This window comes from Reyranella sp. (assembly GCF_044224635.1).
GTDB lineage: Bacteria > Pseudomonadota > Alphaproteobacteria > Reyranellales > Reyranellaceae > Reyranella.
In genome coordinates this window covers 103,517-116,487 of sequence record NZ_JBGAKA010000022.1, presented here as the reverse complement: position 1 = coordinate 116,487, position 12,971 = coordinate 103,517, and the positions used below count along the sequence as shown (strand labels likewise).

Below are 12,971 nucleotides of genomic sequence, written 5' to 3'. Positions count from 1 at the left end.
ATCAGGCCCCAGCGCATCGTCGTGCGCAGCTCGATGGGCCGCAGCAGGAAGCGGTCCATGATCAGCCAGACGATGCCGATCGCCAGCATGCCGACGACGATGCGCGCCGACTGGAAGTATTGCTGGGCATTGAAGATCGCGTACCCGAGACCGTCGGTGCTGGCGATCATCTCGCCGCCGACCAGCGACCGGAAGCCGAAGGCGATGCCGAGCCGGATGCCGGTCATCAGGTTGGGCAGCGTGGCGGGGAAGATGACGTGGCGAATGACGGCGGCGCGGCCGGCCCCCAGGGTCTGCACGGCCTCGACCAGCACCGGCTGGACCATGCGAATGCCGGTCAGGAGGTTGTGCAGCACGGGGAAGAACACCGACATCACGATGATGAAGACCACCGCGCCCTCGCCGAGCCCGAACCACAGGATGGCGAAGGGAATCCAGGCGAGGCCGGGAATGGCCTGCAGCAGGTTCACCAGCGGATCGAAGAAGTCCCGGCTGACCTTGTGCAGACCCATCAGGTAGCCGAGCGGGATCGCCACGACGCAGCCTGCGATGAAGCCCAGCAGCAGGCTCTTGAGGCTGACCGCGAGGTTCACCAGCAGAACGCCCGACAGCGTATCGGTCACGAAAGCCTGCGCGACCTCGAGCGGCGAGGGGAAAAGCACGCGCGGCCAGATGTCGGCCAGCGACAACGCCTGCCAGATCGCGATGCCGACGGCGAAAGGCAGCAGCGCAGTGACCCACGCGCGCGGCTGCCACCACGACATCCTGCGGCGTTGCGCTGCGGCCGGCAGCCGGGAATCGGGTCCGGTGGTGCCGGACCCGGCCGTGACAGGTTCGGCGGCGCTCATGCGTGCTGGCCGTGAATGCTCTGGGTGAGGCGGTCGCGGTAGGCTACGAAGCGTGCATCGTTCATCACGGCGTCCCAGCGCCGCGGGCGCGGCAGGTCGATGCGGAGGTCGGCCACGATGCGGCCGGGCCGGCCCGAGAGAGCGACGACGCGATCCGACAGGAACACCGCCTCGTCGATGGCATGGGTGACGAAGAGGACGGTCGTGCGCTCCTGCGCGGTGATGGCGGCCAGCTCTTCTTGCAATCTCTGCCGCGTCATGGCGTCGACCGCGGCGAAGGGCTCGTCCATCAGGAGCATGGTGGGATTGTTGGCAAGCACGCGGGCCACGGCCACGCGCTGGCGCATGCCGCCCGAAAGCTGATGCGGATACTTCTTCTCGAAGCCGGTGAGGCCCACGAGATCGACGAAGCGCTGCGTGGTGGCGCGACGCTCCTCCGCCGGCACCTTTTTCAGCCTGAGGCCGAACTCGATGTTGGCCTCCGTGGTCTTCCATGGCAGCAGGGCATACTCCTGAAAGACCATGCCGCGATCGGCGCCCGGCCCCGTGACCTTGCGGCCCGAAACCGCGATGTCGCCTCCGGTCGGCCGCTCGAGACCGGCGACGATGCGCAGGAAGGTCGACTTGCCGCAGCCCGACGGTCCGATGACCGAGACGAACTCGTGCGCGGCGATGCCGAGCGACACGTCCTTCAGCGCCAGCACGTCGTGCCCTTCGTGTGTGTCAAAGTACGTCTTCGACACGCCGCTCGCGGTCAGGATGTCGGGCATTGCGGCGCCTCAAGAGCGTGATTGTCTTTGGTTGAAGCACCGGAAATGTCCTCACCCTGAGGAGCGGCCGGAAGCCGCGTCTCGAAGGGTTGGCAACAGATGTGCTGTAGCCGACCCTTCGAGACGCCACGCTTCGCGTGGCTCCTCAGGGTGAGGTTTACACTTGAAGCAATCATGCTCTAGTCGAGCAGCGTGGGATGCTTGGCCTTGACCTGCTGCGTCACCTTGTTGAGCTCGACGAGATGCGGCTCGAGCTTGAGGGGCGCCGGGATGAGCTTCTCCTCGGCGAGGTAGTCGGCCGTGGTCTGCAGCGACTTGGAGGTGAAGTCGTCGATCAGCGGATCGTAGGTCAGCACCTTGAACGAGACCTCGACGATGCGCGGCTCGACCTTCAGGAACTCGGCCTCGATGGCAGCCGCTTCCTTCGGGTTCTTGCGAACCCATTGCTGCGCCTCCCACAGGGCCGCCACAGCGTCGGCGATCTTGGTCGGATTGGCTGCCGCCCACTTGTCGCTGATCAGGAACAGGCCGCCGCCCTGCACGTACTTGCCGAGCCGCATCAGGATCGCGGCCTTGCCTTCCATCTTCTCCTCGGTAAGGGTCAGGAACGGCTCGAGGCCGGCCATCGCCTCGACCGAGCCCGCGATCAGCATCTGGCCCATGTTGCCGTAGTTGGCGTTGACGCGCATGACGGCATCGCGCGGCAGGCCGGCTTCCTTCAGCACCTGGTTGAGGCCCTGCGCCGGCGCGGTGCCCTGCGGCACGGCGATCTTCTTGCCCTTGAGATCCTTGGCCGAGCCGATGTTGGCGTCCTTGCGCACCATGATGGCGTAGGAATCGCCGCCCTTGGCGTACATCGAGTAGGCCTTGAAGGGCAGGTTGGTCGCCCAGGCGACGACGGTCGATTCGACGCCGCCGCCGCTCCAGTCGACCTGGCCCGCGGCCAGCGCCTGGTTGGCCTGCACGCCGGTCTGCAGCGGCAGCACCTCGACGTCGAACCCGTACTTGGCGAAGATGCCCTTCCTGGCGCCGACATAGAACGCCGCCTGCGACGCGGTCGTCAGCACGCCGAACTTCACCTTTACCTTGTCCTGCGCCCGGACCGCCCCGGCGAACAGCGATGCGCCGGCCGCCGTCAGCATGGTCCGGCGGATGATTGTCGTCTTGCTCATTGTCCCACTCCTCCCTTGTCGAACCAGGCGCTCGGTCTCAGGGACGTACGCCGTACTTTGCTTTTGGCCCCACCGTGGTGCGCAGCTTCCCCTGGGCTGCATCGATGAAGCGGCATAAATAGGGCCGCGTTTCGCGCGGGTCGATGATCTCCTCGACGCCGAACGCCTCCGCCGTCCGGAACGGCGAGGCAAGGGCGCGCAGTTCCTCCTCGAGCTGGCGCTCGCGCTGCCTGGCGTCGTCGGCAGCGGCGATCTCGCGTCGGAAGGCCGCGGCGACGCCGCCCTCGATCGGCAGCGAGCCCCATTCGGCCGACGGCCAGGCGATCTTGAACTCAAGCCCGTTCTTCTCGGTGGTGCCCATGCCCGCCATGCCATAGCACTTGCGGATCACGACGGTGTAGGTCGGCACGGTCGCCTGCAGGCCGACATAGACCGCCCTCATGCCGTCGCGCAGCGTGGCTGCCGCCTCGGCATCCTTGCCGACCATGAAGCCCGGCACGTCGACCAGGAAGACCAGCGGAATGTGGAAGCAGTCGCACGTCTCGACGAAGTGGATCTGCTTGCGCGCCGCCTTCACGTCCATCGCGCCGGCATAGACCATCGGATTGTTGGCGACGATGCCCACGACCTGGCCGTTCATGCGGGCCAGCGCGGTGATCAACGCCTTGCCGTAGGTCGGCTGGATCTCGAAGATCGAGCCGCGATCGACGATGTGCCCGATCAGCTTGCGCATGTTGTAGGGCTTGCGCCGGTCGCGCGGCACGATGCGCAGCAGCTCCTCGTCGCAACGATCGACCGGATCGCCTGCCGCGACGGCGGGCGGCAGCTCCCACACGTTGGACGGCATGTAGGACAGGAAGCGCCGGATCTCGGCGAAGCAGGCCGCCTCGCTGTCGGCCCTGTTGTCGATCGTGCCGGCGTGGTCGACGGCGATGGGCGGGCCGCCCAGATCCTCCTTGCTGATCTTCTGGCCAAGCGAGCGCTCGACCACCGGAGGACCGGCGGCAAAGACCTGGCTGGTGCCGTCGACCATCACCGACCAGTGCGAAAGGATGGCGCGGCCGGCCGGACCGCCGGCGGCGGTGCCGAGCACGGCCGACACCACCGGGATCTTACCCAGGAGCTCGACCGAACGCTCGAAGCCGTGCACGCCCGGGAAAATCGAATGGCCGCGCTTGTTGATCGAGGTGACGCTGCCGCCCGAGCCGTCGATCAGGTTGACCAGAGGGATGCGATAGCTCGCTGCCATGTCCTCGATGAAGCCGCCCTGGCCGCCCTTCTTGCGGTCGCCCGACCAGCTCGAGCCGCCCCGGATCGTGAAATCCTCGCCACCCACCGCCACCGGGCGGCCGTCGATGCTGGCGAGACCCATCACGTAGGGCGCGGGCGTCACGCTCCTGAGCGTCGCGCCGTCGTATTTTCCTTGTCCCGCGAGCGTGCCGACCTCGCGGAAGGAGCCCTTGTCGACCAGGCCGTCGATCCGTTCGCGGATCGTCAGCCGGCCGCGCTCGTGATGCCGGGCCACGGCCTCGGCGCCGCCCAGGCCGCGCGCGTCGCGCCGGCGCTGCTCGAGCTCGTCGACCTCGGGCGTCCAGCCGTCGGGAGGGGGCCTGTCGCTCATATCGCCATCATTCCGTCCTCAGAAGCTGGTGGGCCATGCCCGCATCAGGTGCTCACCGACGCCGTTGGTCAGGCGCTGGCGGTGCACGTCGAGCATGCGGATCAGGTAGGCGCGCGTCTCGTGCGGCTGGATGACCGACTGGACGGCGTACATCGCCGCGATGTCCCAGGGCTCGCTGTCCTTGTTCATCTGCGCGAACGCTTCGTCGAAGCCGGGCTCGCCGGGCGAGAGGCCATGCACGATCTTCACGGCGTAGGTCGGATCCATGAAGCTCACCTCGGCGCTGGGCCAGGCGGCAACCTCGTCGGAGTTCCGGCCGCCGCCCATGTTGAGATAGGCTTGGCCGTAAGTCTTGCGCAGGATGACCGAGAGCTTGGGCATCGTGCAGAGCTGTAGCGCCTGCATGAAATTCATGATCTTGCCCGGCGCGCGGCGGCGTTCGGCGTCGATGCCGATCAGGAAGCCCGGCGTGTCGACCAGCAGGACGAGAGGAATGTTGAAGCTGTCGCACAGGACCAGGAAGCTCGCCGCCTTGTCGCAGGCGTCGGTGTCGATGGCGCCGCCGCGGAACAGCGGGTTGTTGGCGAGGATGCCGACGGTGCGGCCGTCGAGCCGCGCCAGACCCGCGCTGATCACCTTGCCGAAGCGCGCCTTGAGCTCGAAGAAGGAGCCGGCGTCGACGATCGCGCGGATGATGCGGCGCACGTCGTAGACCTGCGTGCGCTTCTCCGGCAGGAGTCTCGCGATGTCGGCCATGCCGCTGCCGGAGCCAGCCGGCACGGGCCGCACCGGCGGCGCCTCGCGCTGATGCGATGGCAGGTAGGAGAGGAAGGTACGGATCAGGTCGAGCGCCTCCTCGTCGGTCTCTGCCACGGCATCGGCAAAGCCCGTCACCTCGGCATGGACCTGCCAGCCGCCCATCTCCTCGGGATCGACCTTCTCCTTGATGGCGAGCGAGGCGAGCTGGGCGCTCGAGACGGCGAGGACGGCCCCCTTGCGGATGACGTTGAAGTCGGACAGCACCGAATACCAGGACGACGAGCCATAGGAGAGGCCGAGCGTGGCGGCGGCCCACGGCACCTCGCGATGGCGGACGTACTGCGTGGGATCGTTGCCCAGCAGCGCGCCCATGCCGCGCGAGCCCATGTGATCGGGCATGCGGGCGCCCGACGACTCGCCCAGGAAGACGATCGGCATGCCGCGGCTGGTGGCGACCCGCTTGATGTGGCCGATCTTGCGGCCATTGGTGGCGGCAGAGGAGGCGCCCATCACCGTGAAGTCGTTGGCGACGGCGGCGACGTCGCGGCCCTCGATCCTGCCGAAGCCTGCGATCTTGCCGTCGCCGGCCGACCTGTCGGGATCGGCCAGCGAGGCGCCGAACAGGCCGCTTTCGATGAAGCTGCCGGCGTCGAACAGCCGGTCGATGCGCTCGCGCGCATTGAGGATGCCGGCGGCCTTGCGGCGGGCGAGCTTCTCGGGCCCGCCCATGGCGAGCGCCTTGGCCTTGCGCGCCTGGTAGCTGTCGATGGTCATGCCGTGACGATGCCTTCCTTGGTGAGCGCGTCGATGCGCTCGTCGTTCAGAGCCAGGACCTCGCGCAGCACGGCGCGCGAATCCTGGCCGACGTCGCGGCCGGCATGGCGCACCGCGCCCGGCGTGTCGGACAGGCGCGGCACCACCGCCGGCATGGCGACGGTGCCGAGATGCTGGTCCGGCGCCTCGATGATCGAGCGGCGCGCGCTGTAGTGCGGGTCGGCGAAGATGTCGGCCACGGTGAAGATGCGGGTGGCCGGCACGGAAACCTTGTCGAGAACGGCTTCGATCTCGGCGAGCGGCAGCGTCGCGGTCCAGCGCGCGATGAGGACGTCCAGCGCCGCGTGATTGTCGTTGCGCCCGGCGTGCTCGGCGAAGCGCGGATCGCGCGCCAGCGCGGGCTGGCCCATCGCGTCGCAGAGGCGACGGAACAGGCTGTCGGCCATGGCGGTGATGTGGATGTAGCTGCCGTCCGCCGTCGGATAAAGGTTGTTGGGCGTGCTGCCGATCAGGCGCGAGCCTTCGCGGTTGGGCACGAATCCCAGCTTCTGGTAGGCGCCGATCCACACTTCCATGAAGTTGAAGGCGCTCTCGTAGAGCGCCGTATCGATCACCTGGCCGCGACCGGTATGCTCGCGCGCCATCAGCGCCATCACCGTGCCATAGGCGCCATGCAGGCCGGCGATGTAGTCCGTCATCGACACGCCGACGCGGGAGGGCGCGCGGTCGGGATCGCCCGTGAGATGGCGCAGCCCGCTGACCGCCTCGCACACCACGCCGTAGCCCGGCCGCTGAGAGTAGGGGCCGTCCTGGCCGAAACCCGAGATGCGCACCATGACGAGGCGCGGATTGATCGCCGAGAGCGCTTCCCAGCCGAGGCCCCATTTCTCCAGCGTGCCGGGCTTGAAGTTCTCGATCAGCACGTCGCACCGGGTGGCGAGCTGGCGCACCAGGTCGCGCCCTTCCTCGCGGCGCAGGTCGATGGAGACCAGCCGCTTGTTGCGGAAGATCGAGGCGGCGTAGAGCGAGTGGCCGTCGACCGACTTGCCCATGGTTCGCACCGGGTCGCCCTCGGCCGGCTCGACCTTGATCACCTCGGCGCCGAAATCGGCCAGCATGCGGCCGCAGAACGGGCCGGCGACCGTCGAGCCGATCTCGAGCACGCGATAGCGGGCGAGCGGCCCGCTGCGTTGGCCAGTTTCGGGGCCTGTGGTGGAAGCAGTGTCGGCGCCGGTGTCGTCGCTCACGGGGCTCCTCAGATCACGTACTTCTGGAAGCGCCGCAGCGTTTCCTTCGCGTTGTAGAGGTTCTTGCGCTTGGCGCGCTCGGCAGCTTCGCCGTCGCCGGCGCGCATCGCCGCCACCACGGCGCGATGCTCGCCCAGGCCTTCTTGCGCGCGGCCCGGCAGGATCACGATGCGGCGGATCACGACGTTGGTCTTTTCGTAGATGCTGTCGAGCATGCCGGCCGCCACCGGGTTGCGCGCCCATTCGATGATGCGGCGGCGAAAGCGCTCATAGACGACGATGAAGGAATCGAAGTCGGCCTTGCGCACATAGTCGTCCATCGGCGCGCCGAACAGCTCGACGAACTCGTCCCACGTCTCGGGCGGCGCGTTCTCGGTGGCGAGCCGCACGCAAAGGCCCTCGAGGACGGCACGTACCTCGTAGAGGTGGAAGACATGCTCGAGCTCGAGCCGGGAGACGACGGCGCCTCGGTTGGGGATGCGCTCGATCAGGCCGCGGCTTTCGAGCGCGCCGAACACCTCGCGGATGCGCGTGCGCGGCACGCCGAACTCGGCCGCCAGCTCCTGCTCGCCGAGCTTGGCGCCCGGCGCGACGTCCTGGCGGGCAATGCGCTCGCGCAGCGCCTGCACGATGTCGGCCACCGACGTGCTGTCCCGGCCCCCGCCACCCTTGCGGCCACGCGCCTTCGTCTTGAGGGCGACAACCCTGCCTGACATTGCCTCCGGCTCACTCTTCTTTGCACGCGATAGGAAGCCAACGCCAAGCAGGTGTCAACAAACTTGCCAGCAAAGTTGTTTCCAAGATGGTTCGTCCAGCACAAAGCCGGACAGCCATTTGCAGCAAATGGCCGCGCTCCGGGCAGACTAGACCTCCAGCACGCCGTCACGAAGGTCCGCCGCGGACCCGCGGGCGGCGGACCGCCCATCTCACGATTGGGCGCGCACGGTCGTCTGCCGGGGCAGGCAAAGAATCGGTGCATAGAGGAAGGCAAACCCAAGGAAGGCTGCCGACCATGCCAACCCGGCAACGGCCAGAAGCATGTCGTTTGCGCCGCCATCCAGGACGGCACCAATGCGCGCCAGCGCCGCGACAAGCGCGGCAGCGTAGACCGCCTGCAGGGCAGGCGACGCCGCGAGCGCCCGGCCTGTATGGCCAAGGCTGGCTCTGCTCATGACAGCAAGCGTCAGGATACCCATGGCGCCCATCGTCCAGGCGTGAATGCCCGCGCTCGGCGCGATGATGTCGAACGCGGCGAGGGCGGAAAGCGCGAAGCCCAGAGGGACGAATGCGTAGCCCACGTGCAGCACCAGCACGAGCCGGTCGGCCAACGTCCGTTCGCCGGCCCATCGCCACAATCGGGCGCCATTGGCCGCAGCGGCGGCGAGCAGGATCGCGCCCGCGAGCGCATGGAGCGGCATGAAAATCCACGCCGCGAGACCGGCGCCGCTCAGAAGCAGGCAGGCAACGTCGAAGCGATCGAACGCGGAGGGCAGGCGCCCGGGTGGTCGGTGCAACAGCCAGTTGCGCGTGAAGCTCGGGATGATGCGGCCGCCGACCACCATGATCAGCATCAGCACGACCGCGATTCCAAGGCGCGTGGCGTAAAGCGCGAGTCCCGTGAAATGGGCTTCGAGGTGAAAGCCCACATTGCCTGCGGCGAGCAGGCCGAGCAGGGCGGCGATCTTGAGATTGCGCCAATTCTTGCCGGCGACGATCTCGCGCAGCACGGCCGCGGTCATCAGGGCGAGAAAGGCACCATCGACGATGGCCGCGCCCATCCAGCCCATGGTGTCCGAGAACATGACGACATAGCGTCCCGCGAGCCAGATCAACGCCAGGAGGCCGAGCGACGGGCCCTGCAGGGGCGGCCGTCCGGTCCAGTTGGGAATGGCCGTCAGCAGGAAGCCTGCGATGATTGCCGGCAGATAGCCGAACAGCAGTTCGTGGACGTGCCAATCGCGCGGCGAGAACGCCGTCGCGAGCGACAGCTCGCCGTAGAAGATCGGCAACCACGCCATGATTTCCACGCCGGCCCAGATCGAGCCGAGCAGGAAGAAGGGGCGAAAACCGTACGACAGCAACGCTGGCCCAGCGTAGGGCCTGAGACGAGGAGGGGTAGCCATAATCGATAATTATCGCCTGGCGCGGCGCTCGACCTCTTGACGTGGCGCAAACAACCCGCGAGTCGCTGCGAAATCGCGCAAGCGCGACAGATCGGCAATCGAGACATCGCGGCTGCTGCCGCTGACGCCGAGCGGGCGCAAGGCAGCGAAGGCGCGCGACAGGCTTTGTGGCGTGACGCCGAGCCGCCCTGCGATCAGCCGTCGCCCGCCCGGCAATGTCACGGTGACCGGTCCCGTGTCGCGCGGCGCCAACGAAAGAAGAAGAGCCGACAGTCTCTCGATCGCCGACAGGAGCTTCAGGTCCTTGATCTGGCTGACCAGGGTTCGCCAGTAACTGGACAGCAGCAGCGCAGCGCCATAGGCGAGCGCGCCGTTGGCACGGATCTGGGTGCGGAAGGCGCCGGCCGGCCACATCAGGATGCGCCCCTCTTCCAGGATCCGTGCAGACATGAGGTAAGGCGCATCGAGCATGACCGCCGGGAGGATGAAGGAATCGCCCGGGCCGAAGAACTCGACCAGCACTTCCTCGCGCGGCCCTTCGCCGAACAAGCCTACGCCGCCCGACAGCACCACGTGCAGGAACTCGGGCTCTTCGCCCTGCCGGCAAGGGGTGGCGCCCCTGGGCAGGGTCTGGACAAAGCAGGACGCCAACAAAATGGCCAGTTCAGGTTCCGAGAGCGGCGCAAACAGGCGGGAGCGGCGGATCAGCGGCAGATCGGACGGGCGCATTTCCCTGGCAGCCTCCTGTCCCATCATTGGACCAATTGTTACCAAATGTGAATGTACGATCTTCGCATTTGATAACGAACTGGCAAAGAAACCGGCCCGCCATTGCCGACTTGATGCACATCAACCTGCCCCGGCGCGCCAGCCCCGATGTTCCGGCTGCAACGGGAGCGGGGCCAATGACGACACTGATCGAATCGACGGGACGAGAGCAGGGAGGTCGCACCACCGCCCTTGGCATGAGCACGCTCGCCTTCACGGTGTGCTTCGCGGTCTGGACGATCTTTTCCATCATCGGCATCCAGATCAAGAAGGACCTCGGTCTTTCCGACACGCAGTTCGGCCTGCTGGTCGGTACGCCGATCCTGACCGGATCGTTGATACGCCTGATCCTGGGCATTTGGGCCGACCGGTACGGCGGCCGCGTCGTCTTTGCCGGCGTCATGGTGGCGGCCGCCGTCGCGACTTGGCTGCTCACCTTCGCCTACGACTATCCGACGTTCCTGCTGGCTGCGTTGGGCGTCGGCATCGCCGGCGGTTCGTTCGCTGTCGGCATCGCCTACGTCTCGAGGTGGTACACGCAAGACAGGCAGGGCACGGCGCTCGGCATCTTCGGTGCCGGCAATGTCGGCGCCGCCGTGACCAAGTTCGTGGCGCCGTTCGTCATGGTCGCCTGGGGCTGGAAGAGCGTCGCCGAAATCTGGGCGGTCGCGCTGCTCGTAACGGCCGCGGTCTTCTGGTTCACGACCAAGGAGGACCCTCAGCACGTCGCCCGCCGCAAGGCCGGCATGAAGGCCGAGCCGATCTCGGCCATGCTCGAGCCGTTGCGCAACGTGCAGGTCTGGCGCTTTTCGCTTTACTACTTCTTTGTCTTCGGCGGCTTCGTCGCCCTGGCGCTGTGGCTGCCGCGCTACCTGATCGGCGTCTACGGGCTCGACATCACCACCGCCGGCATCATCGCCGCTGCCTACTCGGTGCCCGCGAGCCTGTTCCGCATCTATGGCGGCGTGCTGTCCGACAAGTTCGGCGCGCGGCGGGTGATGTACTGGACGTTCGGCGTCTCGGTCGCGGCCTGCTTCGTGCTCGCCTATCCGCCGACCCAGTACATCGTCAAAGGCATCCAGGGCCCGATCGACTTCACCCTTGAAATGGGGCTGGTGCCCTTCACCATCATCGCCTTCGTGCTGGGCTTCTTCATGAGCCTGGGCAAGGCGGCAGTCTACAAGCACATCCCGGTCTACTATCCCAGCCACGTCGGCGCCGTGGGCGGCGTCGTCGGGCTGGTCGGCGGCCTCGGCGGGTTCGTCCTGCCGCTCGCCTTCGGCCTTCTCAACGACCTCACTGGCGTGTGGACGAGCTGCTTCATGCTGCTGTTTCTCGTCGTCGCCGCGTCGCTGGTGTGGATGCACGTCTCGATCCGCACCATGGAGCGCGAGCGGGCGGGCGAGGCGCTGGCCCGGCTGCCCGAATTGCCCGAGATGCAGCCCATTCACGGGCCGGAACATGTCGGCAAGCTCGCGGGCAAGACGCTCGAGGACTGGCATCCCGAGGACAAGGCGTTCTGGGAGGAGAAGGGGCGTCGCATCGCTCATCGCAATCTCGCAATCTCGATCCCCGCGCTGCTTCTCTCCTTCGCCGTCTGGATGGTGTGGTCGGTCGTGGTCGCCAAGCTGCCGGCGATCGGCTTCTCCTATTCCACCGACCAGCTGTTCTGGCTGGCAGCCCTGCCCGGCGTGTCGGGCGCCACGCTGCGCATCTTCTACTCCTTCACCGTGCCGATCTTCGGTGGACGACTGTGGACCACGGTTGCCACCTGGTCGCTGATCCTGCCCGCCGTCGGCATCGGCTATGCCGTGCAGAACCCGGCGACGCCGTACTGGATCTTCCTGGTGCTGGCGCTGCTCTGCGGCTTCGGCGGCGGCAACTTCGCTTCGTCGATGTCCAACATCTCATTCTTCTTCCCCAAGGCGGAGAAGGGCAATGCGCTGGCGCTCAACGCCGGGCTGGGCAATCTCGGCGTCAGCGTCGTGCAGTTCGTCGTGCCGATGGTCATCACCGCGGGCGTCTTCGGCTGGCTGGGCGGCCCGCCGCAGATCGCCCGGGAAGCCGCCGGCGAGACCCGGCTTTGGCTGCAGAACGCCGGCTTCGTCTGGGTGCCGTTCATCGCTGCCTCGGCCTTTGCCGCCTGGTTCGGCATGAACGACATAGCCTCCGCCAAGGCCTCCTTCGCCGAGCAGTCGGTGATCTTCCAGCGCCGCCACAACTGGATCATGTGCTGGCTCTACACGGGCACCTTCGGCTCGTTCATCGGCTACTCGGCGGCGTTCCCGCTGCTGACCAAGACGGCATTCCCCGAGGTCAATGCTCTGCAATACGCCTTCCTGGGTCCGCTGGTCGGCGCCCTGTCGCGGTCGCTCACCGGCTGGGTCGCCGATCGGTGGGGCGGCGGACGCGTCACCTTCTGGGTGTTCATCGTCATGGCCGTGGGTGCGTTGGGGGTCGTCCATTTCCTGGGCGAGCGCAACTTCGCCGCCTTCTTCGCCATGTTCCTGCTGCTGTTCTTCGCCAGCGGCGTGGGCAACGCATCGACCTTCCAGATGATCCCAGCGATCATGAGACTGGACATGGCCCGCCTGATGCCGGCCGCGTCGGCCGATGTGCGCCGCCTGCAGGCCGAGAAGGAATCGGCGGCGATCATCGGCTTCACCTCGGCGATCGCAGCCTTCGGCGCGTTCTTCATTCCCAAGAGCTTCGGCTCGTCGATAGCGCTCACCGGCAGCGCCGCCGTCGCGCTGTACGGCTTCCTGGCCTTCTACCTGAGCTGCATTGCCATCACCTGGTTCTTCTACGCCCGCAAAGGTGGGCTGCTGTTCGATGTCGAGCGCCGGCGCCACTCGGGGCCAACCGCCGTCGCAACACCCGCCGCATAAA

General features: G+C 67.1%; 10 protein-coding genes. 1 reads left to right on the top strand and 9 read right to left on the bottom strand.

What is annotated here, in order from left to right:
* The 9 genes from ACILR9_RS19970 to ACILR9_RS19930 form a co-directional block, all read right to left on the bottom strand.
* Window positions 1-848 (bottom strand): ABC transporter permease (locus tag ACILR9_RS19970; RefSeq protein WP_395711713.1); only part of this gene is annotated, 848 nt, incomplete at its 3' end.
* Window positions 845-1,618: an ABC transporter ATP-binding protein gene (locus ACILR9_RS19965; RefSeq protein ID WP_395711712.1), complete on the bottom strand. Its 774-nt coding sequence runs from the start codon at window positions 1,616-1,618 to the stop codon at window positions 845-847. The genes ACILR9_RS19970 and ACILR9_RS19965, both read right to left, overlap by 4 nt.
* Before the next feature lie 179 nt (window positions 1,619-1,797).
* On the bottom strand, window positions 1,798-2,790 hold the full coding sequence (locus ACILR9_RS19960) for an ABC transporter substrate-binding protein (RefSeq protein WP_395711711.1): 993 nt from the start codon (window positions 2,788-2,790) through the stop codon (window positions 1,798-1,800).
* A 37-nt stretch (window positions 2,791-2,827) separates the two neighbouring features.
* Window positions 2,828-4,411, bottom strand: a complete 1,584-nt coding sequence (locus ACILR9_RS19955; RefSeq protein WP_395711710.1) for an acyl-CoA carboxylase subunit beta — start codon at window positions 4,409-4,411, stop codon at window positions 2,828-2,830.
* A gap of 18 nt (window positions 4,412-4,429) precedes the next feature.
* Complete coding sequence (locus ACILR9_RS19950; protein ID WP_395711709.1) at window positions 4,430-5,944, bottom strand: acyl-CoA carboxylase subunit beta; 1,515 nt, start codon at window positions 5,942-5,944, stop codon at window positions 4,430-4,432.
* Window positions 5,941-7,191 carry a CaiB/BaiF CoA transferase family protein gene (locus ACILR9_RS19945; protein ID WP_395711708.1) on the bottom strand — a complete coding sequence of 417 codons (1,251 nt, stop codon included), beginning with the start codon at window positions 7,189-7,191 and terminating at the stop codon, window positions 5,941-5,943. Before ACILR9_RS19945 ends, ACILR9_RS19950 begins: the two co-directional genes overlap by 4 nt.
* A gap of 8 nt (window positions 7,192-7,199) precedes the next feature.
* Window positions 7,200-7,907, bottom strand: coding sequence for a GntR family transcriptional regulator (locus tag ACILR9_RS19940; RefSeq protein WP_395711707.1), 708 nt, complete (start codon window positions 7,905-7,907; stop codon window positions 7,200-7,202).
* Window positions 7,908-8,117: 210 nt separating this feature from the next.
* On the bottom strand, window positions 8,118-9,272 hold the full coding sequence (locus ACILR9_RS19935) for an NnrS family protein (RefSeq protein WP_395711706.1): 1,155 nt from the start codon (window positions 9,270-9,272) through the stop codon (window positions 8,118-8,120).
* 51 nt (window positions 9,273-9,323) lie between these two features.
* Window positions 9,324-10,043, bottom strand: a complete 720-nt coding sequence (locus ACILR9_RS19930; RefSeq protein WP_395711705.1) for a cyclic nucleotide-binding domain-containing protein — start codon at window positions 10,041-10,043, stop codon at window positions 9,324-9,326.
* Window positions 10,044-10,219: 176 nt separating this feature from the next.
* Between ACILR9_RS19930 and ACILR9_RS19925 the strand changes: the two genes are divergently transcribed.
* Window positions 10,220-12,970, top strand: coding sequence for a nitrate/nitrite transporter (locus ACILR9_RS19925; RefSeq protein ID WP_395711704.1), 2,751 nt, complete (start codon window positions 10,220-10,222; stop codon window positions 12,968-12,970).
* The last annotated feature ends 1 nt before the right edge of the window (window position 12,971 follow it).